The 26,362-nt window shown below is 70.7% G+C and carries 22 protein-coding genes; 7 read left to right on the plus strand and 15 right to left on the minus strand.

Features of this window, described 5'->3' with window-relative positions; all coding sequences use genetic code 11:
• Positions 1-57: 57 nt before the first annotated feature.
• Positions 58-678 carry an SMP-30/gluconolactonase/LRE family protein gene (locus tag GWK61_RS03735; protein ID WP_194904915.1) on the plus strand — a complete coding sequence of 207 codons (621 nt, stop codon included), beginning with the start codon at positions 58-60 and terminating at the stop codon, positions 676-678.
• Positions 679-718: 40 nt separating this feature from the next.
• Here the strand turns inward: GWK61_RS03735 and GWK61_RS03740 are convergent, their stop codons facing one another.
• From GWK61_RS03740 to GWK61_RS03775, 8 genes are all read right to left on the minus strand, one after another.
• Positions 719-1,735, minus strand: a complete 1,017-nt coding sequence (locus tag GWK61_RS03740) for a LacI family DNA-binding transcriptional regulator (RefSeq protein ID WP_228561689.1) — start codon at positions 1,733-1,735, stop codon at positions 719-721.
• A 67-nt stretch (positions 1,736-1,802) separates the two neighbouring features.
• Positions 1,803-4,853 (minus strand): glycoside hydrolase family 2 TIM barrel-domain containing protein, encoded by a 3,051-nt coding sequence (locus GWK61_RS03745; protein ID WP_194904917.1) that lies wholly within the window; start codon positions 4,851-4,853, stop codon positions 1,803-1,805.
• A 35-nt stretch (positions 4,854-4,888) separates the two neighbouring features.
• Positions 4,889-5,917 (minus strand): LacI family DNA-binding transcriptional regulator, encoded by a 1,029-nt coding sequence (locus GWK61_RS03750; RefSeq protein WP_194904919.1) that lies wholly within the window; start codon positions 5,915-5,917, stop codon positions 4,889-4,891.
• Positions 5,918-6,099: 182 nt separating this feature from the next.
• The gene (locus GWK61_RS03755; RefSeq protein WP_194904921.1) at positions 6,100-6,843 is read right to left on the minus strand and encodes a PspA/IM30 family protein; all 744 of its coding nucleotides are present in this window, start codon (positions 6,841-6,843) and stop codon (positions 6,100-6,102) included.
• 97 nt (positions 6,844-6,940) lie between these two features.
• Positions 6,941-7,936: an EamA family transporter gene (locus tag GWK61_RS03760; RefSeq protein WP_194904923.1), complete on the minus strand. Its 996-nt coding sequence runs from the start codon at positions 7,934-7,936 to the stop codon at positions 6,941-6,943.
• Positions 7,937-8,011: 75 nt separating this feature from the next.
• A complete protein-coding gene (locus tag GWK61_RS03765) occupies positions 8,012-8,911 on the minus strand; it encodes an alpha/beta fold hydrolase (protein WP_194904925.1) in 900 nt (299 codons plus the stop codon).
• A complete protein-coding gene (locus GWK61_RS03770; RefSeq protein WP_194904926.1) occupies positions 8,908-10,281 on the minus strand; it encodes a M20/M25/M40 family metallo-hydrolase in 1,374 nt (457 codons plus the stop codon). The genes GWK61_RS03765 and GWK61_RS03770 overlap by 4 nt, the downstream gene beginning before the upstream one ends.
• A gap of 12 nt (positions 10,282-10,293) precedes the next feature.
• Positions 10,294-11,256 carry a LuxR C-terminal-related transcriptional regulator gene (locus tag GWK61_RS03775; protein WP_194904927.1) on the minus strand — a complete coding sequence of 321 codons (963 nt, stop codon included), beginning with the start codon at positions 11,254-11,256 and terminating at the stop codon, positions 10,294-10,296.
• Positions 11,257-11,493: 237 nt separating this feature from the next.
• Between GWK61_RS03775 and GWK61_RS03780 the strand changes: the two genes are divergently transcribed.
• Entirely contained in the window at positions 11,494-12,774 is a 1,281-nt protein-coding gene (locus GWK61_RS03780; RefSeq protein ID WP_194904929.1) for an MFS transporter, read from the plus strand.
• A 23-nt stretch (positions 12,775-12,797) separates the two neighbouring features.
• Positions 12,798-13,634 carry an alkaline phosphatase family protein gene (locus GWK61_RS03785; protein WP_194904931.1) on the plus strand — a complete coding sequence of 279 codons (837 nt, stop codon included), beginning with the start codon at positions 12,798-12,800 and terminating at the stop codon, positions 13,632-13,634.
• Positions 13,635-13,730: 96 nt separating this feature from the next.
• Here GWK61_RS03785 and GWK61_RS03790 read toward each other — a convergent pair whose 3' ends face one another.
• From GWK61_RS03790 to GWK61_RS03800, 3 genes are all read right to left on the minus strand, one after another.
• The gene (locus tag GWK61_RS03790; RefSeq protein WP_194904945.1) at positions 13,731-14,081 is read right to left on the minus strand and encodes a YciI family protein; all 351 of its coding nucleotides are present in this window, start codon (positions 14,079-14,081) and stop codon (positions 13,731-13,733) included.
• A gap of 90 nt (positions 14,082-14,171) precedes the next feature.
• On the minus strand, positions 14,172-15,095 hold the full coding sequence (locus tag GWK61_RS03795; RefSeq protein ID WP_194904946.1) for a ribonuclease Z: 924 nt from the start codon (positions 15,093-15,095) through the stop codon (positions 14,172-14,174).
• A complete protein-coding gene (locus GWK61_RS03800) occupies positions 15,092-15,679 on the minus strand; it encodes a TetR/AcrR family transcriptional regulator (RefSeq protein ID WP_194904948.1) in 588 nt (195 codons plus the stop codon). Before GWK61_RS03800 ends, GWK61_RS03795 begins: the two co-directional genes overlap by 4 nt.
• A gap of 95 nt (positions 15,680-15,774) precedes the next feature.
• Here GWK61_RS03800 and GWK61_RS03805 point away from each other — a divergent pair, with 95 nt between their 5' ends.
• Together GWK61_RS03805 and dapB are read left to right on the plus strand one after the other, a co-directional pair.
• Positions 15,775-16,122, plus strand: a complete 348-nt coding sequence (locus tag GWK61_RS03805; protein WP_194904951.1) for a rhodanese-like domain-containing protein — start codon at positions 15,775-15,777, stop codon at positions 16,120-16,122.
• Between the two features lie 561 nt (positions 16,123-16,683).
• Positions 16,684-17,484: a 4-hydroxy-tetrahydrodipicolinate reductase gene (gene dapB / locus GWK61_RS03810; RefSeq protein WP_194904952.1), complete on the plus strand. Its 801-nt coding sequence runs from the start codon at positions 16,684-16,686 to the stop codon at positions 17,482-17,484.
• 86 nt (positions 17,485-17,570) lie between these two features.
• Here the strand turns inward: dapB and GWK61_RS03815 are convergent, their stop codons facing one another.
• From GWK61_RS03815 to GWK61_RS03830, 4 genes are all read right to left on the minus strand, one after another.
• On the minus strand, positions 17,571-19,007 hold the full coding sequence (locus GWK61_RS03815; RefSeq protein WP_194904954.1) for a family 2B encapsulin nanocompartment shell protein: 1,437 nt from the start codon (positions 19,005-19,007) through the stop codon (positions 17,571-17,573).
• Positions 19,008-19,174: 167 nt separating this feature from the next.
• Positions 19,175-20,968, minus strand: a complete 1,794-nt coding sequence (locus GWK61_RS03820; RefSeq protein WP_194904957.1) for a carbohydrate binding domain-containing protein — start codon at positions 20,966-20,968, stop codon at positions 19,175-19,177.
• A 222-nt stretch (positions 20,969-21,190) separates the two neighbouring features.
• On the minus strand, positions 21,191-22,078 hold the full coding sequence (locus tag GWK61_RS03825; RefSeq protein WP_194904959.1) for a serine hydrolase: 888 nt from the start codon (positions 22,076-22,078) through the stop codon (positions 21,191-21,193).
• On the minus strand, positions 22,075-23,031 hold the full coding sequence (locus GWK61_RS03830; RefSeq protein ID WP_194904961.1) for a LysR family transcriptional regulator: 957 nt from the start codon (positions 23,029-23,031) through the stop codon (positions 22,075-22,077). Before GWK61_RS03830 ends, GWK61_RS03825 begins: the two co-directional genes overlap by 4 nt.
• A gap of 97 nt (positions 23,032-23,128) precedes the next feature.
• On the opposite strand from GWK61_RS03830, the gene GWK61_RS03835 reads away from it, so the two are divergent.
• Complete coding sequence (locus GWK61_RS03835; RefSeq protein ID WP_194904962.1) at positions 23,129-24,856, plus strand: penicillin-binding transpeptidase domain-containing protein; 1,728 nt, start codon at positions 23,129-23,131, stop codon at positions 24,854-24,856.
• Between the two features lie 215 nt (positions 24,857-25,071).
• Positions 25,072-26,358 (plus strand): alpha/beta hydrolase family protein, encoded by a 1,287-nt coding sequence (locus tag GWK61_RS03840; protein ID WP_194904964.1) that lies wholly within the window; start codon positions 25,072-25,074, stop codon positions 26,356-26,358.
• The last annotated feature ends 4 nt before the right edge of the window (positions 26,359-26,362 follow it).

A 26,362-nucleotide genomic window follows, 5' to 3' on the forward strand; every position in this document is an offset into this window, starting at 1 on the left:
CCCACGTTCAGTCCCCAGGTATTCGCACCCTGCGATGCTCAGGTGGGAGAGGGGCCGGTGGTCGAGCAAGGGGCCGGGCGCCTGATCTTCGTGGACATCCCGCAGGGCCGTCTGATGCAGGCTGATCTGCGGAAACCCGGACCAGCGACCGAGATCACGAGGATCGGGATGAGCCTCGGCGCGGTGGCCCCGCCGCGCGGAGCGCTGCACTGCTGGGGCCCGCGGCACGGAGTCCGGACCGTCGTCGAAGGACTGACCCTGCCGAACGGCCTGGGCTGGAGCCCCGACGACAGTGTCTTCTACCTGGCCGACAGCATGCGACGCGTGGTGCTGGCCGCTGACTTCGACGTGCGCACCGGGGCCCTCGGGACTCTCAGGGAGCTGATACGCATCGGCGGCGGACTCCCGGACGGTTTGTGCGTCGACGAAGACGGCTGCCTGTGGCTCGCCGTCTGGGGAGCCGCTGAAGTGCGGCGATACGATCCGCGCGGCAGACACCTCGCGACCGTGCGTTTTCCGGTCTCGCAGCCGTCGTCGTGCGCCTTCGGCGCGGACGGTGTACTGTACGTGACTTCGGCCCTTGAAGGTACCGACGCAGCTCGCGAGCCTTTGGCGGGCTCGGTTTTCGCCGTCGAAGCCGGAGTGCGCGGAGTGCCGGCAGGTATATTCGAGGTCTGATTTAATCGGGAGTGCGCGCGTCGGCTACGCCGTGCCGGTCTCAGCCGGCGCTGCGCACTACCAGCTCGGTCGGCACCACGATCGTCTTGGGCCGCGACCGGTCCCCGGCGATCCGGTCGAACAGCAGCTGGGCGCCGATGCGCCCGATCTCGCGCACGTCGTAGGAGACCACCGTCAGCGGCCACGGTACGAACGCGGCGGTCTCGAAATCGTCGAACCCGACCAGCTCCACCTTCGTCGACCGGCCGTTCAGCGCGCTGAGCGCGCCGAGCACCAGCCGGTTGTTCAGCGCGAAGACCGCGGTCGGCGGCTCGGGGCCGTCGAGCATCGCGTTCACCGCGGCCGTGGCGTCGGCGACGGTGTGCACGCCGTACTTGATCAGGTCCGGCCGGTAGGGCAGCCCGGCCTGCTCCAGCGCCTTCTCCGCGGCTGCCAGCCGTTCAGCCATGGTGGAGATGCTCAGCCAGTCCGCGACCACCCCGATCCGGGTGTGCCCGGCGGCGGCCAGGTGCTCGATCGCCGTGCGGGCCCCGGCCGCGTTGTCGATCAGCACCGTGTCCGCGCGCAGGTTGCGCGGCGGCCGGTCCAGGAACACGATCGGCGTGCCGCGCTCGATCTCCGGGCGCAGGTAGACGTGGTCGGCGTCGGCGGCCGGGACCACCAGCAGCCCGTCCACCCGGCGCTCGCACAGCTCCAGCAGGAGCTTGCGCTCGCGGTCGGCGTCCTCCTCGGAGCTGGCCGTGATCAGCAGGGTGTCGCGGTCCAGCGCGTACTGCGCGGCGGCCGCGGCTATCCCGGCGTAGAACGGGTTCCCCAGATCCTCGATGAGCAGGCCCACCGTCGCCGAACTGCTGCCGGCCCGCAGGTTGCGGGCCATGTCGTTGCGGCGGAAGCCGAGCTCGGCGACGGCGGCGTTGACCTTGACCGCCAGCTGCGGGTCCACGGTGGGGACGTTGTTCACCACCCGCGAGACGGTCTTCAGGCTGACGCCGGCGATCCGCGCCACGTCCGCCATCGTCGGGCGGCGTGCTTCCCCGCCCGCGCTGGGCGTGCTCATGCTCAAGGCGGTCCGGTTCCTTCCGGCGACACGGCGCCGGGCCCGGTGCCTACGTTGTCTCGTGTCGCTACTGTAGCGCCTCCAGGGTAAACGTGAAGCTGGCGGGCGTGGCCTCCAGACGGTGACGGGGTTGCAGGGGGTGGCCGCAGGACGCGCTGCCGACGCCGTGGTGGGCGTGGTCCACCTGGACGTGCAGGCGCCCGGAGGGGACCAGCTCGTCGGGATGGCGTGCGGCTTCCAGCGCCGCGGTGCTCCACGGCCGCACGGCGAGGTCGAAGTGCGGGGCCCCGGAGAGCAGCAGGCCGGTGCCGTCCGCGCGGGTCAAGGAGGCCCGGCGGACCTGGTGCCGGTTGCCGTTCTCCTGCGGGAACAGGTAGGGCGTCTGCATGCCGGCGACAGAGCTCTGATATTGGCCGACGCGCACCGCCGACCGGCTGTCCCGGTACGCCTCGCCGGGCCCGAGCCCGTACCAGCTCACGGTGTCCAGCTCGCCGGGCAGCTGGAAGGAGACCCCGAAGCGCGGGATCGGGCACGGCCACGGCCGGTTCGGCGCGGTGTGCACGGTCAGGCTCAGCCGGGAGTCGGTCGCCGCCCAGATGTAGGCGACCTCCAGGTGGTGGTCCAGGCCGACCGGCCCGACGCGGGTCGTGACGGTGAAGGCGTCGGGCTCGCACTCCACGCCGCGCACGTCGTGCACCAGCCGGTCCAGCCCGGCGGCCTGCCATGCCTGGAGCAACGGCGGTGCGGTGAAGGAGGACCAGCGCTCGTTGTCGATCGGGGCGTGCCACAGGTCCAGCGCGAAGCCTTCGATCGCCAGCCCGGCCAGGCCCAGCAGCTCCCCGGAGGAGGCGTCGAAGGTCGCCGCGCCGAGCGTGACGGTGTCGCCGAGGCGTTGCGGCGTCAGGTAGTCCGCGGCCGCGTCGCCGCGGTCGATGGTGGCGCTGCCGAACGACGTGCCGCCGGGCGTGGAGGCCGCCAGCAGCGCGTCGGCGGCCAGCGCGACGGCCTGGTCCACCAACGGATCGGCGTCGCTGAACGGCGCGTCCTCCAGCTCGACCTGGCCCCAGGCCACCACATGCCCGGCCGGCGCCCAGGACTCGTCGGCGGCCAGCACGGCCTCGACGGTGAGCCAGCGCTCGCCGGGGCCCGCGGCGTCGGCGGCCTTCGTCAGCTCCACCGGATGCCGGAAGCGGTACGTGGCCCCCGGCGGGATCGGCGGCACCGGGAGTTCGTCCTGCGCGATGAGGTCGCCGTCGATCTCCAGCCGCCAGCTCCAGCGCAGGTATCCGGTGTCCCGGCTGTGGTGCAGGTTGCGGATCGCGTCGCCCTCGACGCGCACCGGCTCGCAGAGTTTGCCGTACTCCAGCAGGCCCGGCGAGGGCGTGCGGTCCGGGAACAGCAGGCCGTCGGCGACGAAGTTGCCGTCGTGCACCCGCTCGCCGAAGTCGCCGCCGTAGGCGTAGTGCGTGCCCTGTGCGATGCCGTGGTCGATCCACTCCCAGACGAACCCGCCGGCCAGCCGGGGATGGGACTCGAACAGGTCGCGGTACTCCAGCAGGCCGCCGGGGCCGTTGCCCATCGCGTGCGCGAACTCGCAGAGGACGAACGGCAGCGACCGCCGGTGCGCGTCGACGGTCGGGTCGACCGTCATCGGCTCCTGATACACGCCGGTGGCGGCCACGTGGTCGTAGTCCGAGTACATCCGCGAGTACAAGTCCACGTAGGAGGAATCCCGGTCGCCCTCGTAGTGGATCAGCCGGTCCGGGTCGCGCTCCCGGATCCACGCGGCCATCGCGGCCAGGTTCTCGCCGCTGTCGCACTCGTTGCCCAGCGACCAGATCACCACGCTCGGGTGGTTCTTGTCCCGCTCGACCATCCGCTCGGCGCGGTCCAGCAGCGCCTCGCGCCACTCCGGGTCGGCGACCGGGTTGCCGCGCCAGTCGGCCAGCGCGAAGCCGTGGGTCTCCAGGTCGCACTCGTCGACGACCCACAGGCCGTACTCGTCGCACAGGTCCAGGAAGCGGGAGTCCGGCGGGTAGTGCGAGGTGCGGACCGCGTTGATGTTGTGCCGCTTCATCAGCAGCACGTCCTCCAGCATCGTCTCCGGACTCAGCGTGCGGCCGGTGAGCGGATGCCACTCGTGCCGGTTCACGCCGCGGAACTTCAGCGGCTTGCCGTTGGCCAGCAGGACGCCGTCGGCGGTCTCGACGCGGCGGAAGCCGATCCGGACCGGGACGCGCTCGCCGGCGCTGACCAGCTCGCCGGTGTACAGCCGCGGCCGCTCGTCGCTCCACGGCTCGACGTGCGCGATGACGAACGGGCCGGCCGGGTCGGCGTCGGCGATGCCGAGGTCCGGGACGGTGAGCCGGGCCGCGCCGGCGGCAGTGTGGACGTCGACGCGCAGTGTGCCGGCGCCGGTCGCCGGGTCGAAGTCGGCGTGGACGAAGAAGTCTGATATCCCGTCGCGCGGCCGCTCCAGGATCGCCGCCGACCGGAAGATCCCGGACAGCCACCACATGTCCTGGTCTTCCAGGTAGGTGCCGGCCGACCACTGGTGCACGCGCACCGCGATCACGTTCTGCCGCCCCGGGTTCAGGACCGCCGAGACGTCGAACTCGGTGGGCAGCCGCGAGCCCTTGCCGTCGCCGAGCGGCGTGCCGTTCAGCCAGACCGCGAAGCAGGAGTCGACGCCCTCGAAGCGCAGCCGCGCGCCGTCGGCGTGGAAGTCGGCGGGCACGTCGAAGGCGTACCGGTACTCGCCGGTCGGGTTCTCGCGCGGGACGTGCGGCGGGTTCAGGGGGATCGGGTAGGTGACGTTCGTGTACGCCGGGGCGCCGTAGCGCGGCTCACCGGGCACGCCGTCCAGCTGCCAGCACGACGGGACGGCGATGAGGTCCCAGCCGGCGTCGTCGAAGTCCGGGGCGTGGAAGCCGTCGGTGGTGTCGTGCAGCCCGGCGGCCAGCCGGAACCGCCACCGGCCGTCCAGGCCCAGCACCGCGGCGTCGGAGGCGAACGCCGCGCGCGGGGCGAGGCGGCCGGTGCCGGGGGAGCGGTCTTCGACGTACGCGCAGTGCTGTTTGAAGGGCAAGTGCTGGTTGAGCGTGGTCTGAGGGGTCATCGAGTCGGCCACATCCTTTTGATCGATCAGGGTTCTCAGATGACAGTGCGCGGCGGGGCCGTGGACGCGCGCACCATCAGGCGGCCGGCCATGACCGTCTCGGTGTTCTGCGCGTTCTTGCCGTCCAGCAGGTCTAGCAGGATCTGGGCGGCGCGTCGTCCGAGGTCCACGCTCTGCAGTGCGACGCTGGTCAGCGGGGTCTCGCCGAGCACGGCGGCGGAGGTGTCGTCGAACCCTGCGATCGAGACGTCGCCGGGCACGTCTTTGCCGTTCTCGCGCATCCAGCGCATGACGCCCAGGGCCATCGCGTCGTTGAAGGCGAAGACGGCGGTCGGCGGCTCGGGGCGGGTCATCAGGTGCCGCGCGGCGGCGTGCCCGGATTCGAGGGTGAAGTCGCCCTCGACCTCCAGGCCAGTCGGGGGTTCCAGGCGCGCGTCGGCGAAGGCGCGCTGGACGCCGCGCCGCCGGGCGGCCATCGCCAGCCGGCTCTCCTGCGGTCCGTTGACCACGCCGATCCGGCGGTGGCCCAGCGCCAGCAGGTGCTGCGCGACGGCGTAGGCGCCGCCTTCGTCGTCGGGGTGCACCATGGCGAGGTCGTCCTCGGTGTAGCCGATCACCACGACCGGGTAGCCGAGCTCCACCAGGCGCGGCAGCGCGGCCGTGCCGCCGCCGCCCTCGACGATCAGGCCGTCGACCAGTCGGCGCCGGTCGAAGCGGCGGTAGGCGGAGGCGGGGTCCTTGGAGGTCTCGCGCGTGGACAGCAGCATGCCGTAGCCGCGGGCCGCCAGTTCCTGCTCCGCGCCGGTCATCATGCGGATCAGGTGGTCGTTGGCGAAGGCGAAGCCGGGGTCGTGCGGGATCACCAGGCCGACAACCTCGGTGCGGCCGCGGGCCATGGCGCGGCCGCCGGCGCTGGGCCGGTAGCCGAGCGCGGACATGGAGGTGACGACGCGCTCGCGCACCGCGTCGGTGACGGTCGAGTCGCCGTTCACCACGCGGGAGACCGTCTGGTGCGAGACGCCCGCGTGCTCCGCGACGCTGCGCATGGTCGGCTGTCCTGGCATCCCCTCTCCTCCCCGGGATGGACGTTCAGTCTTACCTGAATGAACGCTCACTTTACAAGGCTTGGGGATCGCCGACGATGCCTGGTTCCGACACTGCCGGTTGCGTCAGGTGTGGGCGCTTGACACGCGAAAGCGCGGCAGGCCGAAGCCTGCCGCGCCAGCCGTCGAACCGTCCGCTGAGCCTAAGCCCCGGCGCCCGGTCCGATCTGCTTCTTGCTGTCACCTGCTGCGATCTCGTTGCGCAGGCGCGCCATCTCGTTCTCCACGCCTGGGCCGGCGGAGAGGGCTTCGAGTTCGCGGGTGATGTCGTCCTTGCCGTAGCCGGTTGGGTCGTTCAGGACGCCGGAGGCGGTGAGTTCGTCGAGGGCTGCGCCGCGGGCTTGGAGTTGGGCCGTTTTGTTCTCGGCGCGCTCGATGGCCATGTTGACGTCGCCCATTTCTTCGGAGATGCCGCTGAAGGCTTCGCCGATCTGGGTGGTCGCCTGGGCTGCGGCGTAGGTGGCCTTGATGGTCTCCTTCTTGGTGCGGAAGGCGTCGACCTTGGCCTGCAGGGACTGGGAGGCTCGGACGAGCTTTTCCTCTTCCGCCTGCAGGGCGTTGTACTGCTGCGTCATGTCCTCGATCTGCTGCTGGAGCGGGCCGCGGCGGACCAGGGCCTCGCGGGCCAGGTCTTCGCGGCCGACCTCGAGGGCGCGCTTGGCCTGCTCGCCGCGCTTGTCGTAGTCCGCTTGCAGTTGCTTGAGCTGGATCTCCAGGCGCTTGCGGCTCGTCGCCACCTCCGCGACGCCGCGGCGCACCTTCTGCAGCAGCTCCAGCTGCTTCTCGTAGGACAGGTCGAGCTGTTCGACCGGATTCTCGCGGCGTTCAAGGGCCGCGTTGGCTTTGGCCTCGACGACCAGCTTCATCCGCTTCATGACGCCGCTCATAGACGCTCCCCGCCCCCTTCGATACCTGGGCCCCTACGCATGGCACGGCCCGAGCTCCGTGGGAGCCGGGGCCGGGGTACGGCAGAGTAGGGACGTTTCATGGGATCAACGCTTCCGTGGTGACCGTGGTTCCCAGGATAGACCGGGTGGAATCTCCTTCGGCACCGGTGTTCCGCCCGATTCCGCGCTGGGCCAGGTACGCGCCCGCCAGCACGATCACGCCGCCGGCGAGCTGGGTCGGCGACAGCCGCTCGCCGAGTGTGACCCAGGCCACGACGGTCGCGGACGCCGGCTCGACGTACGCCAGTCCGGCCGCCACCGTCGCCGACAGCCGCTGCACCGCCGCCGCGCCGGTGAGGTACGACAGGATCGTGCTGATCAGCACGACGAAAGCGGCCAGCGTCCAGCCCGGCAGGTGGTGCGACCCCAGCGGCACCGAGTGCCCCAGCACGTGCCAGGGTGCGGACCACGGCGCGGCCAGCGGCGTCAGCACCACCATGCCGACGGTCATGCCGCCGGTGGTGAGCGTCAGCGGGTCGACCGTGCCGGCGAGGCGGTCGATCAGCAGGAAGTACGTCGCGTTCCCGGCGCCGGCGCCGAGCCCGGCCGCCAGGCCCACCGCGTCCAGGTGCACCCCGGACCAGATCTGCACCACGATCGCCAGCCCCAGCATCGCCACCCCGACGCCGATCGCCGACTCCCGCGCCACGTGCGCGTGCCGCACCAGCTTCTCCCAGCCGACCACCAGCACCGGCCCGGTGAACTCCAGCAGGATCGCGATCCCGACCGGCAGCCGCGACGCCGCCACGAAATACAGCACCTGGCACGCCGCGACCGCCACCAGCCCGTAGAGCGCGATCGGCCACTTGTACCGCGCCATCGTCGTCAGCTGCCCGGGCCGCCGCAGCGCCAGACACAGCGCGACCAGCACCACGACCGTGCCGATCAACCGCACCCACACCGCCTGCAGCGGGCTGAACCCGGCGGCGATCAGGGCCTTGGCGAACGGACCGCCGGCCCCGAAGGCCACCGAGGAGACCACGCCGAACAGGACGCCAGCCGTGGTGCGGTTGAGGGGAACGGTGCTGCTCACATCCCCGAGGGTAATAGGCGCCGACCGGTTTTGTCCTTGACGATCAGCAGGCGAGGCCGAGTCGTGATCAGCAGGTCACGCGAGCAAACGAACCGCCTCGGCGAAAGCCTCCGGCGCCTCCTGCGGCACGTTGTGCCCGACCCCCTCCACCTTCCGGTACTCGAACCGGCCGGTGAACAACTCCCGTTCCCCGGAATCGGCGAACGTCGGCCCGCCGACGCCGTCCGCCCCGGCCTCGATCACCACGGTCGGCACCGCGATCTCGGTCCCGAACGCGAGCCGCTCCTCGATCGCCTGGTACCGCGGATCGCCCTCGGCCAGGCCGTACCGATGCCGGTAGGAATGGACGACCACTTCCACGAAGTCGGGGTTGTGCAGACTCGGCGCGCTCGCCGGGAACTCGGCCGAAGCGGCCTGCCACGTCGGCGACCACGTCCGCCACAGCAGCTCACACAGCTCCTCGCGGTTCCGCTCCAACCCGCGCCGCCCGCGCTCGCTGTGGAAGTAGTACTGGTACCAGTACGTCGCCTCCCACGCCGGCTTCGACGGCTCGCCGGAGTGCGCGATGTCCTGCACGTTGAACCCGTCGACCGTGACCAGCCCGCGCACCCGCTCCGGCCACAGCGCCGAGACGATGCACGCCGCCCGCCCGCCCCAGTCGTACCCGCCGACGATCGGGCGGACCAGCCCGAGCGCGTCGATGAAGTCGACCAGGTCCTGACCGATGGCGCCCTGCTGCCCGGACCGCAGATCGGCCTCGGACAGGAAGCGCGTCCGGCCGAAGCCCCGCAGATACGGTGCGTATACCGCGTAGCCACCGTGCGCCACCAACGCTTTGGCGACCTTGTCGTAGGCGCGGACGTCATAGGGGAACCCGTGGAGCAGGACGACGGGAATCCCCGAGGGGTCCCCTGCGTGTTCATAGGCGATGTCGAGAACGGGCGTCGCTACGTGATCCAACGCAGTGAAGGTCATGAGGAGAGCTTCGCATAATCCCTGGCGTAAGCCTCGAAGAAAGCTGCCTCCGCCAGCACCGAACTCCGCAGTTCAGACAGCAGTACCCGTTCGTTGGGTCCGTGCAGCTGGCACGCTGCGTCTTCGGCCCCGAACAACAGGATCTCGGCATTCGGAACGGCTTTCGCGAGCCCGTTCACCAGCGGGATGGCGCCGCCGCTCGCGGCCTGTGTCGCAGCCGAACCCCACGCCGCCTCCAGCGCGGTCGCAGCAGCCTGATACGCAGGTCCGCCGGTCCGCGCGGCGAACCCGGGGCCCGCGTCCTGGGGCGTCACCATCAGCTCGACGCCGAACGGCTTGGCCGCCTCCAGATGGCGCACCAGAGCCTGCTGCGCCTCCTTCGGGTCCTGCTGGGGATGGATGCGCAGGTTCACCAGAGCCCTGGCATACGGCACGACGGCCAGCGCCGCGGTGTCGACCGCCGGCGCGTCCAGGCCGACCACCGTGACCGCCGGGCCGCTCCACAGCCGCTCGCCGAGGCCGCCGGTGCCCAGCAGCGGCGTGCCGGGCTCGACGGTGGCCAGCGCGCGGAACTCCTCGTCGGTGTACGCGGTGCCGGACCACGGCTCGCGCAGTAGTCCCGGGACGGCGACGTCGCCCTTGTCGTCGTGCAGCGTGGCCAGCGCGGCGATCAGCGTGAGCAGCGCATCGGGGGCGGCGCCGCCGTACAGGCCGCTGTGCCGCGCCTCCTTCAGCGTGCGGACCTCCACCAGCACCTCGGCGTCCCCGCGCAGGGCGGTGGTCAAGGTCGGGGTGCCGGGGCGGATGTTGCCCATGTCGGCGATGATCATCGCGTCGCAGACGAACGCGTCCGGGTTCTGCGGCGGGTAGTCGTCCAGGACGCTGCCGTACTCCTCCTGGCCTTCCAGCACCAGGCGGATGCCGACCGGCGGACGGCCGTCGAAGGCGCGCAGCGCGCCGAGGTGCACGGCCAGGTTCGACTTGTCGTCGGCGATGCCGCGGCCCCGGATCGCCGGGCCGTGCTCGGGATCGGTGTACTCCGTCGGGGTGAAGGGCGGAGAGACCCACGCCGCCTCGTCCCCGGGCGGCTGGACGTCGTAGTGCCCGTAGAGCAGGACGGTCGGGGCGTCCGGCGTCGGTGGCGGGATGTGGCCGGTGATGATCGGGGAGGTGTCGGGCAGCCGCAGGTCCGCCAGGTCCTGGACGCCCGCCTCGCGCAGTAGGTCGACCAGCAGGTCGTGGCACTCGACGACCTTCTCCTTCGGATAGCCGGGGAAGGCGATCGAGGGGATGGCGGCCAGACGCTTGAGATCGGCGGCGACACCGGGCATCAGGGCGTCGACTTTGGCGGTGAGCTGCGCGATGTCCATGCGGTCAGTAACTCATACCCAACCGCGGCGCGCCGCCTGAGCGCCGATCTGGAAGCGGGAGGCGGCACCGAGCCGGGCGGCCAGATCGGCGACGCGACGGCGCACCGTGCGCTCACTGATGCCGAGCTGGCGCGCGATGACGTCGTCCTTCATCCCCGCGTTCAGGCATTGCAGGATCGCGTGGTCCTCGGCGAGTAGATCCGGATTCGCCCGCGCCCGCGGCACGAACAACGGCACCGCCTGCGTCCACACCGCCTCGAACAGCGCGATCAGCGCCTCGCAGAGCCCGGAGGCGTGCACGACGGCGCACCGCGAGTCGGCGTCCCCGGCCCCCGGCTCGGACAGCGGCAGCATCGCCTCCCGCCGGTCGGCGACGACCAGCTTGGTCGGCACCGTCGGGGCGGCCCGCGCCTGCTCGCCGAGCTCCACCAGCGCGCGCACCCGGCTGGTGCGCTCGGCGTGGTCCAGCACCTCGGTGGCGTAGACCGCGCGCACGGCGACGCCGCGGGCCAGCGCGCCGATCTCCGCCTCGGAGTCGCCGTAGTCGGAGGCGGCGTAGGGCGGGGTGTCGAAGGCCAGGATCTCGGTGTCGGCGCGCGCCACCAGATCGTGGAACCGCGCGGCGATGGCCGAGCGCCCGACGATCGCCTCCACCGGCCGCGCCGCCCCGGTGCGCATCGCCCGGTCGTGGAAGCTGGCCGAGAGTTCGTCAATGGTCTGAGTCAGTCGGTCCAACTCGGTCCGCCGCTCCTTCACCAGCCCGGTGAGCGCCACCCGCGGATCGACCGGCAGCACCGCGAGGCCGTCGCGCGAGGCCAGCCCGAGCTCGATCAGACGTCGCACGCTGCGCCGAACCTGCTCCGGCGGCGCGTCGAGATCCGCGGCGAGGGTGGCCGGCGTGTGCGGGTCGCCGGTGGCGACCAGGCGGCGCAGGACCGATTCGTCGAAGGCTGACAGGCCGGCGGGGGTCAGCATGGCCGGGACTCCCCTCTGTGATGTGCCGTCGCTGTGCCTTCCGGGCGGCAGATGTCAGTGTCGGGGCTGATCCAACCAAGCCGGCGGCGAAGCCGCAGCCATTTTCCCTTGTATTCGAAGGAATCGATGCCCCGCCGGTACTTCCCGCCAGGGCCTCACCTCTTGTTGGATGACTCGCACGCGCCTACGATGAGCGTCCCAAGAACGTGAAGATGATTCATATATCTGGAGCGCGCCTTGTCCACCGAGACTTCGCCCGGCCCCGGCACCACGTCATCCTCGTTCGACGCGGAGCCCACGGCGAAAGTGCGGGCGCCGTGGATCACCGGCTTCGTGTTCGCCGGGCTCGGCTGGCAGGTCGCGAGCCAGGTGCCCAGCACTTTCACGGTGCCGCAGCAGATCAAGGACATCGACCCGGCCGGGCACGTCGCGGACTTCGCGTGGGTGAACACGATCGGGACGCTGTCGATCCTGTTTTTGGGGCCGCTGTTCGGGATGCTGTCGGACCGGACGGTCTCGCGCTTCGGGCGGCGGCGGCCGTGGATCGCCTTCGGCGGCGTCGCCGGCGCCGGTGCGCTGGTCTTCAGCGGGACGCAGAACTCTGTGTGGGGTGTCGGCCTCGGCTACCTGCTGCAGACAGTGTTCGTGGCCGCGCTGGCCGCCGGCATGGTGACGATCGTCCCGGACCAGGTGCCGACCGGGCAGCGCGGCATCGTCCTGGGCTGGGGCGGGGTGCCGCAGGCCGCCGCGCTGATCGTCGGCGGGGTGCTGGTCTCGCTGTCGAAGGGGTACGTCGGGCAGTACGCGGCGTTGGCCTCGCTGATGGTGTTCGTGCTGCTCTTCGCGTGGCGGGTCGGGGATCCGCAGCTGCCGCGGGAGCGGCGTGAGCCGTTCAGTTTCCAGGCCTATCTGGCCAACTACCGGATCCAGGTGCGGCAGTACCCCGACTTCGGGTGGGCGCTCGCCACGCGGTTCCTGATGGTGCTCGGCTACGGCCTCGGGACGCTGTACACGCCGTACTTCTTGAGCGACGTGCTCGGATTCAAGAACGTCGGGTCCGACAAGAGCAACGACAGCCACCTGCTGATCGTGGTCGCGGTGAACAGCGTCTCGACGGTCGCGCTGGTCGTGATCGCCGGCTGGCTGTCGGACCGCTGGGGACGCCGCAAGCCGTTGGTGGCCGCCGGATCCGCGGTGATGGCGGTCGCGGCGGCGATGATCGCGGTGCACCAGACCTGGGGGATGATGCTCGCCGCCGGTGCGGTGCTCGGTCTCGGCTACGGCGTCTACCTGAGCGTGGACGGCGCGTTGGTCACGCAGACCCTGCCCTCCGGTGCCGACCGGGGGCGCGACATGGGTTTCGCGAACTTGATGACGATCATCCCGTTCGCGCTGGTGCCGCCGATCGCGGCGCTGCTCATCAAGTTCGCGGGTGGGTATGCTGCGCTGTTCTGGGCGTCGGCGATCGCTTCGGTGGCCGGCGCGGTGTGCATCAACAGGATTCGCGGCGTCCGCTAAAAGGAACAGGTAGATCGGGACCAATGACTTCACCATCACGCGTCCTCGTCATCGGCATCGACGGGGTCCGTCTCGACGTGCTCCGCGAGGTGTCCACCCCGCACCTCGACGCGATCGCGGCCGCGGGTTTCCTCGCGCCGGTGCGCATCGACGACGCCACGCCGACGTGGTCCGGGCCGTGCTGGGCGACGGTCGCGACCGGCGTCTCGGCGGCCAAGCACGGGATCATGCACAACGTCTTCACCGGGCACCGGCTCGCGGAGCACCCGGATTTCCTGACGCTGGCTTCGTTGGCCGGCAAGCGGACGTATCTGTCGGTCGGGAGTTGGGAGCCGTTGGCGACGGCGGCTTGCGGGGGACCGTTGTTCGCGGCGCCGGATCGGGTGACGTTCACGTCTTACGGTCTGGACTGCGAGCGCGGGGACGAGGCGGCGACGGTCGATGCGGAACGCGAACTGCTGGCGGCGGACTACGACGTGGCGTTCGTGTACCTGGGGGATGTGGACGAGACCGGGCACGAACTCGGCGTCGGGGCGGAGTACACCGCGGCGGTGGAGCGTGCCGACGCGCGGGTCGGGCGTTTGCTGGCGACAGTGCGGGCCCGGTCTTCGTATGCCGAGGAGCGGTGGACGGTGATCGCGGTGACGGACCACGGGCATGTCGACGGGGGCGGGCACGGCGGCGACAGCGATCTGGAGCGGACGGCGTGGATCGCCGCGAGCGGGCCGGGGATCGTGGCGGGTGTGGAGATGGGGACGCTGCGGCATGTGGATGTGGCGGCGCATGTGTATGAGGCGATCGGGCTCAGCGAGGCGATGGCGGGGCTTGCGTTGGAGGGGAAGCCTTTCGCGAGTTTGTGACGTGCCGGTCCGGTCCGACTCGGTCGGGTCCGTTTGGGTCCGGCCCGGTCCTGCCCGGCCCCGGTGGGCCGGGGCAAGACCGGCGGCGGGCCCACATCAGTTCTTGGGGACCCGGAAGCGTCGCACCTCCTGCGGCCAGCCGCAGGCCACCGCGATCTTTCCGGCCCACAGCCGCGCCGCCTCCTCGTCGGCCACGTCCACGACGGCGAAGCCGCCGAGGTACTCCTTGGACTCGACGTACGGGCCGTCGGTGAACATCGGTGTGCCGCTCGACGCGTCGACGCTGAACACCGGGGCGGCGTCGTCCAAGCCGCCGGTGAAGACGAAGACACCGGCCGCCTTCATCTCCGCCACCAGTTCCTTGACAGCCTTGGCCTTCTCTTGCAGCTCCTCGACGGTGTGGTCGGGTACCCACTCTTCGTTGAAGGCGATGAGGTACTCGGTCATGTCTCCTCCTTGTCCCGGCGGCTTCGCGCGGCCGCCTCTCATCTACTCCACGAACGGCTCGCTCCGGATCCGACAGGCCGCCGGTGATTATCAGGAACCTTTAGCCTCCACACGCTTCGGGAACGGGATGCGCATCAGGTCCTCGGCGATGTGGATCCGGCCGCTGAACTCCTCGGCGGCCTCGGCCAGGTAGCGCGCCGGGGCGGTGTCGATGGGGTAGCGCTGCGAGAAGTGCGTGAGCACGAGTTCGCGGACGCCGGCGTCGGCCGCCAGGCGTGCGGCCTGGCGGGCTGTGAGGTGGCCGAACTGGCCGGCGAGGGCTTCTTCGGAGTCGAGGAACGTCGCCTCGATCACCAGCAGGTCGACACCGGTGGCCAGCTGTTCGGCGCCGGGGCAGCGGCGGGTGTCCATCAGGAAGGCGAAGCTCTGGCCGGGTTTGGTGATGCTGACGTCCTCCAGCCGGACGTCGCCGAGGCGGCCTTCGGTGCGCAGGCGTGCGATGTCCGGGCCCTTGATGCCGGCCGCGTTCAGCTTCTGCGGCAGCATCCTGATGCCGTCGGCCTCGTCGATGCGGTAGCCCTGGCAGGGGATGCCGTGGTCCAGCGGGGCGACGGTGAGGGTGAGGCCGCCGTCGAGGGGGTACGTGCGCACGCCGGTGGCCGGCTGCGTCGCGATCTTCGCGCGGGCGTGGTGCGGGGTGGCGAAGCGGAGGCGTTCGAAGTACTCCTCGTGTTCACCGGGGAAGTGGCAGACCACTTCGTGCGGGACGTCGTCCAGGGACATGCGCTGCAGGACGCCGGGCAGGCCGAGGGCGTGGTCGCCGTGGAAGTGGGTGACGCACAGCCGGGTGACGTCGCTGACCGACAGGCCGGCGAACTGCATCTGGCGCTGCGTGCCCTCGCCGGGGTCGAAGAGGAAGCCCTGCTCGTCGAAGCGGAGGAAGTAGGCGTTGTGGGCGCGGTAGCGCGTCGGCACCTGGGAGGCGGTGCCGAGGATGACAAGCTCGCGCATCATCGGCGGGCCTCCTGTTCGACGCCGGCGCGGATGCGGTCCCAGGGCCAGTCGTCCGCGAGGAGGTGGCTGACCAGGCCCGCGTCGAGGAGCGCCAGGATGGCGTAGGCGCGGAACTCCGGGTCGCGGTCTTCGGTGAAGAGCATGGTCAGGTGGGTCTTCCAGAACTGATAGACGCCCAGGCGGTAGCGGGCGCCGGGCGCGGCGGTCTCCGAGGCGAGCAGGAGATCCAGGTGGGCCTGCAGGTAGTCGAGGTACGCCAGCACGAAGGCCACGCGGCGCTCGGTCTGGCTCGCATCGGGCCCGAGGGGTGCGGGGCCGCTGATCATCGCGAGCTGGAGTTCCTTCTCCCGGTCGTCCAGCAGTGCGGCGACCAGGCCGCTCTTGTCCCGGAAGCGCCGGTAGACGGTGCCTTTGCCGACACCGGCCTCCTGCGCCACCGCGTCAGTGGTCAGCGCCTCGACGCCGCCATGCGTGTAGAGCCGCCAGGCGGCCTGGAGCACCAGGGCCCTGTTGCGGGCGGCGTCGGCGCGCTCCCGGGGCGGCTCGCCGGCGAGGGGGAGTTCGGGCCTGGACGGTTCGGACATGGATTCATTGTAGACAAGTGGACCCCGGTCCGCATACTCTGGAACCAGTCAACCGGACTCAGGTCCACTTAGCGCACGAAACAGGAGGCCCAGCCATGACCACCCTCATCACCCGCGACGAGCTCAAGGCCGCGATAGACGGCGGCGCGGTCACCGTCCTGGACGCCCTCGCCGGCGCCTACTGGGAGCAGCAGCACCTGCCCGGCGCGATCCCACTGCACGCCGACCACGTGGAGGAGGTGCACGAGGAACTGCTGCCGGACCGCGACGCGCTGATCGTCACCTACTGCTCGAACCCGGCCTGCCAGAACAGCCAGGCGGTGGCCGGGAAGTTGGAGGCGCTGGGGTACACGAACGTGCGGAAGTACCGGGAGGGGATCGAGGACTGGGCCGCTGCCGGGCTGCCGCTGGAGTCGGGGGTGCTGCGGGTTGCAGGGAGCTGATCGGCTGGCGCGGTGCGCTGCACGATGGCGCGGTGGCGCGGGAACGGCCGCGCGGCATGCGGCACGGCGCCGGCGAAAGGTAGGAGCGGCAGCGCGATCGGGACTGCGCGGCGCGATGTGGCCGAGGGCAACTGGGGCATGCGGCATGGTGCTCAGCCGCGCGGGCTCGGCAGTGAGGCGCAGGCGCATGCGGCATGGCACGGCGCCACATTGGAGCGACAGCGCGATTGGCACTGAGCGGCGTGATGCAGCCCGGGTGGCTGGGTCATGCGGCATGGCGCTCGGCGGCGCGGGGTCGGTAGTGCGGCGCGTGAATGCAACATGGCGCGGCATCGTGCGGCGCGGCGCAATGGGAGAGCGGCGGCGCGGTGCACGCTGCACGGCAGGCATGGCAGGGCGCGATGCGACGCGGGTCGGCAGTGTGGCGTGTGCATGTAGCACGGCGCGGCATCGTGCGGCGCGGCGCAACGGGAGAGCGGCTGCGCGTTGCAAGCCGCAGGGCAGGCATGGCGCGGTGCAGTGCGGCGGGCAGGAACGGGGGTCTCGCCGTAGCCTGAGCACATGATCAGGATCTGCTTCTCCGGCGTCACGGGCTGGACCGCGTCGGCCGTCGTGGCGGCGATCGAGGACTCGGCCGACCTTGTTCTCGTCTCCGGGGTGTCCCGGTCGGCGGCGGGCAAGTCGCTGGCGGAGGCGGTCGGGTGTGCGGCTTCGGGGCGGGTTTATGCGTCGGTGGCCGAGGCGGTGGCTGCGGAGCCGGTTGATGTCGTGGTCGACTACACGAGTGCGGCGGCCGTGAAGCAGAACGCGTTCGGGGCCGTGCGTGGCGGCGCGCATGTGGTGATCGGTTCCTCCGGCCTCAGCGCCGAGGACTATGCCGAGCTCGATGAGGCGGCGCGGGATCGTGAGGTCGGGGTGATCGCCGCCGGGAACTTCTCGGTGATGGCTGCGGTGTTGCGCAAGGCTGCGGCGCTCGCTGCGGAGCACCTGGATCGTTGGGAGATCATCGACTACGCCAGTGCCGGGAAGCCTGACGTGCCGAGTGGGACGGCCCGCGAGCTGGCCGAGACGCTGGGTGCGATTCGGCGTCCGGTGTCTGCGGTTCCGCTCGACGAGCTGCGGGGGCCGGTTGAGGCGCGTGGTGCCGACGTCGAGGGGACCCGCGTCCATTCGGTGCGGCTGCCGAGCTATGTGGTCAGCACCGAGATCATCTTCGGGGGTGCCGGCGAGCGGTTGGTCATGCAGCATGACGCGGGCCCCGATCCCGCCCCCTACGTCGCCGGCACGCTGCTCGCGGTGCGCCATGTCGGTGACGCGGTCGGGGTGCGGCGTGGGCTGGACTCGTTGCTGTTCGACAGCTGAGTGTCGCCCACAAACCACACGCCGCCCCCACACGTCCCCGGCGGCTCGCCGCACGAGCCACCGAGGACCCCGCCGTCGCCGCGGTGCTAGCCGCGCGGGCGGTCGAGCTCGACGTTCTCGAGCACGCCGAGCGCGTCCGGGACCAGGATCGCGGCCGAGTAGTAGGCGCTGACGAGGTAGGAGATGATCGCCTTGTCGTCGATGCCCATGAAGCGGACGTTCAGGCTCGGCTCGAACTCGTCCGGCAGGCCGGTCTGGTGCAGGCCGACCACGCCCTGCTCGTCCTGGCCGGTGCGCATGGCCAGGATCGAGGTGGTGTGGCCGTCGGTGATCGGGATCTTGGAGCACGGGTAGATCGGGACGTCGCGCCAGGCGAACACCCGGTTCCCGTCGACGTTGCCGGACGTCGGGTACACACCGCGCTTGGTGCACTCGCGGCCGAAGGCGGCGATGGCCTTGGGGTGCGCCAGGAAGAACTTCGTGGAGCGCCGCATCGACAGCAGCTCGTCCATGTCGTCCGGGGTCGGCGGGCCGCTGTGGGTGTGGATCCGCTGCTCGTGGGCGGCGTTGTGCAGCAGACCGAACTCCGGGTTGTTCAGCAGCTCGCTCTCCTGTCGCTCCTTCAGCGCCTCGACGGTCAGCCGCAGCTGCTGCTCGGTCTGGTTCATCGGGTCGTTGTAGAGGTCTGCGACGCGGGAATGGATGCGCAGCACCGTCTGCGCCACCGAGAGCTGGTACTCGCGCGGCCGCAGTTCATAGTCCACGAACGTACCCGGCAGGTCGGCCTCGCCCTCGTGGCCGGCGGCCAGCGAGATCTCCGCCTCGCCCTTCTTGTTCACCGGCCTGGCCCGGCGCGTCACGTGCGAGGCGAGCTGCGTGCGCAGCGCCTCCGAGCGGTCCAGCAGCTCCTGGAACGCGCTCAGCGGCAGCGCCAGCAGCACGCCGGAGGTGGTGGCGCGGGCCCCGTAGCCCCACGGCACCGAGTCCACGACGCCGCCGGCCACGGCCTCGTCCCCGAGGTGGTCGCCGCCCGCGAACGACCCGATGACCGTGGTCTCGCCGTACTTGCCGGTGCCGACCTTGGCGACCTTGCCGTGCCCGACCACCAGGATCTCGGTCACCGGCTGCCCGGCCTCGGCCAGCTGCTCGCCGGCGGCGAAGCGGCGCTGCGCGAAGCGGCCGGCCAGTTCGGCCAGCAGCGCGTCGTCGTCCAGGCCGCGCAGGATCGGCAGCTCGGTCAGCGTGGCGGGGAGCACCCTGATGTCCTCGCCGGCCTGGTCGAAGGCGACCCGGCCGCGCCCCATCGCGTGCGACAGCCGGCGGTTCACCCGGTAGGTGCCGCCGGAGACCTGCACCCAGGGCAGCTTGCGGAGCAGCCACCGGGAGGTGATGCCCTGCATCTGCGGAACGGTCTTGGTGGTCGTCGCCAGGTTCCGGGCGGCGGCCGTGCTGAGGCTGAGCTGGCTGTCCGGGACGATGTCCAGCGGGACGAGGTCCTGGGGCGTGGAATCCGTGGTCGGCATGCCTCCAACTAACCAACGGCCTTCTTCTCCGGGCAATATGCGGGTTTGTTACTTCGTTACATCGAGTGATAACCACCGGCCGGGATTGACGCGGCGCCCCGGCGGGTCGCGGGCCTTATGAGAGCCCTGATCCGCCGGGGCGCCACGCGGGCGCGGGGGGGAACCCGCTAGGAAATGGCGAAGTCGTCCGCGTAGACGTCGCCCTGGCTGTACCAGCCGTGGACGAACACCGTCACCTTCCCGGTGGAGTCGGTCGTGAACGGCACCGACAGTTGGGTCCAGCTCGACGCCGAGGTCCAAGTGCTGGCACTGGCGCCGCCGCTGACCCCGATGAAGGCGTAGTCGCCCTGCACCCACGCGGTGAGCTTGTACGCGTGGTTCGGCGTCAGCCCGCTCACCGCCTGGTCGCACTCGCCGGTCGCGCTGCCGCTCGGCGAGACCTTCGCGGCGTGCGACCCGGAGTGCACCGGGCTGTTGACGACCGCGTCAGTGCTCTGACACGTCCAGGGGCTGAACGAGCCGGACTCGAAGCCGCCGTTGGCCACCGCGCCGCCGCCCCCGCCGCCCGGACCGGTCACCGTCAGCGTGAACGTGGCGCTGTGGCTTCCTGAGGCCGCAGTGCCGGTGACGGTGATCTGGTACGTGCCGGCCGGGGTGGTCGAGGACGTGGCCACGGTGAGCGCCGAGGTGCCGCCGGCCGTCACCGAGGTCGGGCTCAGGCTCGCGGTCGCGCCCGAGGGTGCCCCGCTCGCCGTCAGCGCGATGCTCTGCGCGTTGCCGTTGGTGACCGCCGTGGACACCGTCGCCTTGGCGGTACCGCCCTGAGCCAGCGAGGCCGACGTCGGCGAGACGCCCACGGAGAAGTCGTTCGTCGGCGGCGGCGGAGTGCTTCCGCCGCTGGTGAACGGCTCGAAGGTGTTGCTGAAGTACCAGGTGCTCTGCGCGATGCCCGAGCAGCTGTCCGAGCCGCCGGTCCCGACGCAGCCGCCGTTGTCACGCTGCAGCGCCCAGAACGAGATCTCGGCGATGCCCATGGAGTTGGCCCAGCTCAGCACCGGCGCCGCGTCCGAGGTCTGGAACGTCTCGGCCGCGCCGTAGTCGTCGATGCCCGGCATCTCGGTGACGCCGACCATGCCCCACAGCTGCGAGGCGGACTTGCCCGGGTAGAGCGAGGCGAGCTGACCCTCAAGACCGGTGGCGGCGGTCTTGGTGTCGTTCGCCATCTGGTGCGTGGCGCCGTCGTAGTAGTCGAACGTCATGATGTTGACGACGTCGACGCGGGCGTTGTTGGAGACCGCGTTCTGCAGCACCGCCAGCCCCGAGCCGGCCAGGCCGCTCGTGGTGGTCGGCAGCGTGTAGCTGAACTGGACGGTGCGGCCGTTCGCCGCGGTCCAGTCCTCGACCATCTTGATGGCCTTGTTGCGGCGGTCGATGCCCGCGGTGTTGGTCAGCGAGTTGTCCTCGGTGTCCAGGTCGAGCCGGGTGACGTTGTACGTCGTGATGACACTCTCGTACGCCGCGGCGATCGAGCTCACGTTGGTGCAGCTGTCCGCGATCTCGGTGCCGCCGTGGTCGGCGGCGTACCCGCCGAACGACGGGATGATGTCGCCGCCGCCGGACCGGATCGTGGCGATGGAGGACCCGTAGGTCGAGGACGAGATCGGCGTCGAGGTGTCGCCGTCCCAGTCGACCGTGCAGGAACCCGCGCTGGCGGTCTGGACGAACGCCATCGTCAGGTACTTGGCCCCGGACTGCTGGCTCAGCGTCGCCGGGTCCTGGCCGTTGTAGGCCTCGAAGTAGGGCGCGAAGACGTGCGCCGGAATGGGCGTGCCGGTCGACGCGGCCGGTACCGCCGTGGCGGCATGGCCCGCGGCGCTCGACGCCAGCAGGGCGCCGGCGCTCGCGGCCAGCGTCGCCGCGGCGGTCGCGAGCACGCGGATATGACGGCCTGTCCGTTTCATGTTGCTCCCAGATGGCAGGGCGTTGAGCAGGACTGGATCTTGAAAGAGGCGGCCGCCCTGGAGGACATCATTGGACTAGACCAGAGGTCTGTCAAGGTTCCTAACAATTCGACTTGCCGCAGCCTGCGGCGCGGTGTTTCGGGGAGCTCGCAGGTGTTGTGAAATGCGCCGAAAAGGATGAATCAATATTCTGAGTCAGCTATGTGGCCGTTCGACCGAGTCTCACACTGAGCGCAGCGCGTCCACCGCGATGCGGGCGGCGGTGCCGATGGCGGCGTCGGCGGCGGGCAGGATGGAGGCGGTGGAGGCGGCGCGGGTGAAGACGGCTACGGCGTAGCGGCCGCCGTCGGGGTACTCGATGAGGCCGGCTTCGTGGCGCAGGGTTGGCAGGGTGGCCGTCTTGCCGCTGACTCGGACGTCGTCGAATGGGAAGCCGGAGGCCATGCGGTGGGTCCAGGCCTGGAGGCCGAGCAGCGAGCGCAGCTCTTCGGCCAGGTCGCCGGTGCAGACCTCGTCGCGCCATACGGCGGCGAACAGCTCGGCCATCTGGCGGGCCGTGGAGCGGTTGGTCTGCGACGGGTTTAGGACACTGATATTCGCGATGGCGGCGGGATCGGTCAGGTTCGGGTGGGCCCGCAGCGCGTCCCTGATGGCCGCCATGTCGTGGACCGCGATCGTGTCGGCCAGGCCGAGCTCGGCCATGGTGCGGTTGACGACGTCGAAGCCGACCTCGCGCCACAGGGCGTCGGCGGCGGCGTTGTCGCTGACGGCGACGACAAGGGTCGCGAGGTCGCGCAAGGACATGCGCACGGCGTCACGCATCACGGCAATGCCCGACAAGCCTGGCGTGCGCTCGGCAGCGGGGATGTCGATCTGGCGCGTACGGTCCAGGCGGCCGGCGGCGGCTTCCCGGTACAGAGTCGCGAGCAGGCACACCTTGTGCAGACTGCTGGTCGGCGTCAGCTGCGTGGCGGCCACGGAGACCGAGGCACCGGAGTCGATGTCCAGCGCGTGCAGTTGGCCGGTGACGCCGGCGTCGGCGAACGCGGCGTTGATGCGCGTCACGGCGCGCCGAGTAGCGGCGCTGGAAGGCGAAACGGCTTCACTCACAACGCGAACTCCGTTTCCGGTCGGGCGACGCGCGGACGCGGATGTTCGGCGGACGCCGCGTACATGCCGGCATGAACGCGCAGCGCGAGGTCGGCGGCCTCGGCGAAGACACGCACGGCCGGCCCGTCATGCCCCGCACGCCAGGCCGTGGACGTGCGCCAGGACAGCGGACGACCGGCCAGCGGACGCCAGGTGGTGCCGGGCTCCGGCGGCGGCTCGGGGATCAGCGCGACCAGGTCGGCCCCGGACAGGATGAGCGCGCGGGTGAATTCGAGCCCTTCGACAGTGCGGATCGCGGTCGGCGTGAAACCGTGGCGCGCGCACGCGGTCAGCGTCTCGTCGTGCAGCGCCGGGCTGTTCGTGCGCGGCGGCATGGCCAGTCCGCGCCCCGTCAGGGCTCTGAGATCGACCTCCGGCTGGGCCGCCAGCGGATCGTCCTCACGCAGCAACACACCCAGCGGTTGATGCAGCATCGGCCCGAACGACAGCCCTGCGGCCAGACACGGATGCCGCACGATCCCCGCGTCCAACGTGCCCGCCGCCAACTCCGCAGTCTGCTCGGCCGTCGTGAGCTCGCGTAGATCGAGCTCACTGCCGGGACTGCGCTCCTGGAACGCCGTCAGCAGCGCCGCTACCGCCGCGCCGCCGAGATGCGCCGGTACCGCGGCGCGCAACGTCCCGGCCTCGCCATCTTGTAACCGCTCTACCACCGACCGCAGCCGATCCGCAGCGTCGAGCACGGCCTCGCTCTGCGCCAGCACCAGTTGCCCGGCCGGGGTCAGCACGGCGCCGCCGCGCCCCCGGTCGAACAGCCGCACCCCGAACTCCCGCTCCAGCCGCTGGATCCGTTGCGACAGCGACGGCTGCGCCAGCCGCAGCCGGCTTGCGGCCCGCCCGAAGTGCTGTTCCTCAGCGACCACGCGGAAGTACCGGAGGTGCGCCAAGAGGTCCATGACATTGGATCATAGCCACTTCGCTATGGAAGTGTTTCCCATACGACTCTTGGACAGAGTCGCGAACCGCACGCTTTCCTTGCGAACTATGGCAGGCATGCAACGGCGGGGACGCCGCACTTCAAGGACCGTCACCGCGGCGGTCGTCACGGCCGCGGTGGTGGCGACCGCGTCCGTGGCGCTCTGGCTGCGGTCCGACCACAACAGCAACGGCACCGGCACCTCACCGGCGGCGCAGACCGGGCCGGGCGGCGGCGCGGTGTCATCGGGAGCGTCGGGGTCGGCGGGGGCGTCAGGATCCGGCACCGCGCCCTCGACGCCGGACGCGGTGGCGAAGGACTTCCTGGCCGCGTGGGCGTCCGGCGACTACACCAAGGCCGGCTCCTTCACCGACAACACGACCGCCGCCGGCCCGCGGCTGCAATCGGTCATGAAGTCGCTGAACCCCAAGTCCACACAGCTCACCCTCGGATCGCAGATCCCTGCGACGGGTGCCACACCAGACCCGGCGACCCACTACAACTTCAGCGTCGTGGACACCTTCGACGGCGGCTTGCAGTGGACCTACAACTCGATCCTCGCGGTCGTCCCGGCGAGCGGGAACGCGGGCACCCCGCTGGTCCACTGGTCCTCGGCCGTCATCAATCCGCAACTCGGCGGCGCTGCGAATCTCACCGCGACCCCGCCGGCTGCGACGGTCGTCGACGACACCGGCCTGCCGTTGCAGGCGTCGGCGCATCCCACCCTGGGGACCGTGCTCACGCATCTGGCGACCGCCAAGCCGTCCGGCGCCCCGGCCCCGACCGCGCTCCAGATCAACTTCGTCGACGCCAACACCGGCGCGACGCTCGGCGGGACGCAGCCGGTCAACCTGGGCGCGCCGAGCGGCGGCGCCGCGTTGCAGATCACGTCGACACTCGACAACCGAGTCCAGAGCGCCGCCGAGCACGCGCTGGCCGCGTACCCGGAGTCCGGCATGGTGGTCATCAAGCCGAGTACCGGCGGCGTTCTGGCGATGGCCGGCAACTCGCAGAGCACGGCGGGCTTGGCCTATCACGCGCTGCGGGCGCCGGGTTCCACGTTCAAGGCGATCACGACGGCGGCTCTGCTCCAGGCCGGCGTCAAGCCCTCGGATTCCGCGCCGTGCCCGGCGATCGCGATCGTGGGGTCGCAGCACTACCACAACGACGAGGGCCTGAAGAACGGCTACCCGAACGCCACCCTGGCCGACGCCTTCGAGCAGTCCTGCAACACCTCCTACGTCGGCCTGCGCAACCGCCTGTCGGGCCTCGGCGCGCTGGAGAACGAGGCGAAGACGCAGTTCGGCCTGAACCAGCCGTGGGACATGGGGCTCGGCTCGGCGACGTACTGCACGGCGGGCGGCGAGCAGGTCCCCGCGGGCGACGGCCAGGAGCGGTTCGCCGCCGAGACCTTCGGCCAGGGCGACATCACGATGTGTCCGCTCACGATGGCGTCGGTGGCCGCGACGGTCGCGACCGGGACGTTCAAGCAGCCGATCCTGGTGCCGGGGCAGAAGCAGGTCGCGGCGACGCCTTTGCCCGCCGGGGTCGACAACGATCTCAAGACTCTGATGCGCGGGGTCGTCACCGATGGCACGGCCACCTCGCTGCGCGGCGTCAGCCCGACGCTCGGCGCCAAGACCGGCACGGCCGAGCGGCAGAACGGGGATCTGGACAGCTGGATGATCGCGATGGACCCGCAGCACGACATCGCCGTCGCCTGTTTGGTGCTCAACGGCGGATTCGGCAACGACAAGGCGGGTCCGGCGATCAAGGCGATGCTGAACGGGATCGGGATCGGCTGATCCGAGCGGCGCGGTCGGCGTGGTCGACGCGGCCAGCGCGATCGGCGGGGCCGGCACGGTAATACGGGCGCTGTCATAGGGCGGTTATCCGCCCTATGCCGGGTACGGCTCTCACGAAGGGTGAAACGCCTGGTAGCACCGTGGCTCGTGGGGTGCGCGAATTGCGAGGATCAAGGTGTCAGAACAACGCGCCACCGCATCCGAAGGAACGTCTCATGCGAACTTCTCGTCTCGTCGCCGCTTCTCTGGCCGGGGCCGTCTCTTGTGGTCTCGTCGTCTCGACCACGCTCCCGGCGTCGGCTGCATCGGCCGTGTCGACCGCGTCGTCCTCGAAGCCGGCCCAGGGGGAGACGCTCAAGCTGCCCGCGCCGACCGGCCGTTACGCCACCGGCGAGTCGACCTTCCGGCTCGTCGACAACTCGCGGTCGGACCCGTGGGTGCCGAACCAGCCCTACCGCGAGCTGATGATCAGCGTCTTCTACCCGGCCGTGCACACCGGCGGCAAGCCCTTCACGAACCAGTTCCCGGCCGCGGCGTCCGCTCTGATCGGCGCCAGCATGGACAGCGGCAACAGCCTGCCCGCCGGGCTGGTGAACTGGGCCGCGACCAAGACGCACTCGGTGCAGGACGCCGCCATGGCGCCGGGCCACTTCCCGGTCGTGCTGTACTCGCCCGGGGCCGGGGACTCGCGTGACTCGAACATCACGTTGGTGGAGAACCTGGCGTCGCAGGGCTATGTGGTGGTCACCATCGACCACACCGGGGAAGCGCCGGGCACGGAGTTCCCGGACGGCCACGTGGTCGACAACGCACCGCTGCTTGCCGCCTTCGCCCAGGTCGGGGACGACCAGGCGGCGGCCACCGTCCTGCTCACCAAGGTGATGGACGTCCGCCTGGCCGACACCCAGCTCGTGCTGAACCGGCTGTCGAGCCTGCCGCACCGGCTGATCGCCGGGATGAACCTGAACGACATCGGGATGTTCGGGCACTCCGCCGGCGGGTTCACGGCAGCGGAGACGATGTACCACGATCCGCGGGTCAAGGCCGGCGTCAATCTGGACGGCACCTTGGAGTTCACCGAGAACCCCGACGGCACCCACCTGAGCGACGTCGCGCAGCACGGTCTGAAGCAGCCGCTCCTGCTGATGGGCAGCACCGGCCGCTACCCCAGCAGCATCCACATCGAGCCGTCGTGGGCGTCGTTCTGGCAGCACCAGAAGGGGTGGAAGGCCGACATCACCCTGAACGACTCCCAGCACCAGTCGTTCACCGACGCCGAGCCCCTGCTGGCGCAGTTGGAGGGCAAGGTTCCGCACTCGACGCTGACCTACGACAACGGGACCGTCGACGCGCAGCGCGCGGTGGCCGCCGACCGGGCCCTGGTGGACTCGTTCTTCGACCGGTTCCTGAAGGGCCACGACAACCACCTGCTCGACGGCCGTGGCGCGTCGCAGTACCCGATCACGTTCGTGAAGCAGACCGTGAAGCAGACCGTGAAGTAGACCG

The sequence above is a fragment of the Catenulispora rubra genome, from assembly GCF_015356825.1.
Lineage (GTDB): Bacteria > Actinomycetota > Actinomycetes > Streptomycetales > Catenulisporaceae > Catenulispora > Catenulispora rubra.

Coding starts and splice junctions, on each gene's coding strand:
- GWK61_RS03800 (WP_194904948.1), bottom strand. CDS start 15,679: ATGTCCGAACCGTCCAGGCCCGAACTCCCCCTCGCCGGCGAGCCGCCC.
- GWK61_RS03835 (WP_194904962.1), top strand. CDS start 23,129: ATGCAACGGCGGGGACGCCGCACTTCAAGGACCGTCACCGCGGCGGTC.
- GWK61_RS03840 (WP_194904964.1), top strand. CDS start 25,072: ATGCGAACTTCTCGTCTCGTCGCCGCTTCTCTGGCCGGGGCCGTCTCT.
- GWK61_RS03775 (WP_194904927.1), bottom strand. CDS start 11,256: ATGCTGACCCCCGCCGGCCTGTCAGCCTTCGACGAATCGGTCCTGCGC.
- GWK61_RS03745 (WP_194904917.1), bottom strand. CDS start 4,853: ATGACCCCTCAGACCACGCTCAACCAGCACTTGCCCTTCAAACAGCAC.
- GWK61_RS03815 (WP_194904954.1), bottom strand. CDS start 19,007: ATGCCGACCACGGATTCCACGCCCCAGGACCTCGTCCCGCTGGACATC.
- dapB (WP_194904952.1), top strand. CDS start 16,684: ATGATCAGGATCTGCTTCTCCGGCGTCACGGGCTGGACCGCGTCGGCC.
- GWK61_RS03790 (WP_194904945.1), bottom strand. CDS start 14,081: ATGACCGAGTACCTCATCGCCTTCAACGAAGAGTGGGTACCCGACCAC.
- GWK61_RS03755 (WP_194904921.1), bottom strand. CDS start 6,843: ATGAGCGGCGTCATGAAGCGGATGAAGCTGGTCGTCGAGGCCAAAGCC.
- GWK61_RS03795 (WP_194904946.1), bottom strand. CDS start 15,095: ATGATGCGCGAGCTTGTCATCCTCGGCACCGCCTCCCAGGTGCCGACG.
- GWK61_RS03785 (WP_194904931.1), top strand. CDS start 12,798: ATGACTTCACCATCACGCGTCCTCGTCATCGGCATCGACGGGGTCCGT.
- GWK61_RS03765 (WP_194904925.1), bottom strand. CDS start 8,911: ATGACCTTCACTGCGTTGGATCACGTAGCGACGCCCGTTCTCGACATC.
- GWK61_RS03750 (WP_194904919.1), bottom strand. CDS start 5,917: ATGCCAGGACAGCCGACCATGCGCAGCGTCGCGGAGCACGCGGGCGTC.
- GWK61_RS03805 (WP_194904951.1), top strand. CDS start 15,775: ATGACCACCCTCATCACCCGCGACGAGCTCAAGGCCGCGATAGACGGC.
- GWK61_RS03740 (WP_228561689.1), bottom strand. CDS start 1,735: ATGAGCACGCCCAGCGCGGGCGGGGAAGCACGCCGCCCGACGATGGCG.
- GWK61_RS03820 (WP_194904957.1), bottom strand. CDS start 20,968: ATGAAACGGACAGGCCGTCATATCCGCGTGCTCGCGACCGCCGCGGCG.
- GWK61_RS03770 (WP_194904926.1), bottom strand. CDS start 10,281: ATGGACATCGCGCAGCTCACCGCCAAAGTCGACGCCCTGATGCCCGGT.
- GWK61_RS03830 (WP_194904961.1), bottom strand. CDS start 23,031: ATGGACCTCTTGGCGCACCTCCGGTACTTCCGCGTGGTCGCTGAGGAA.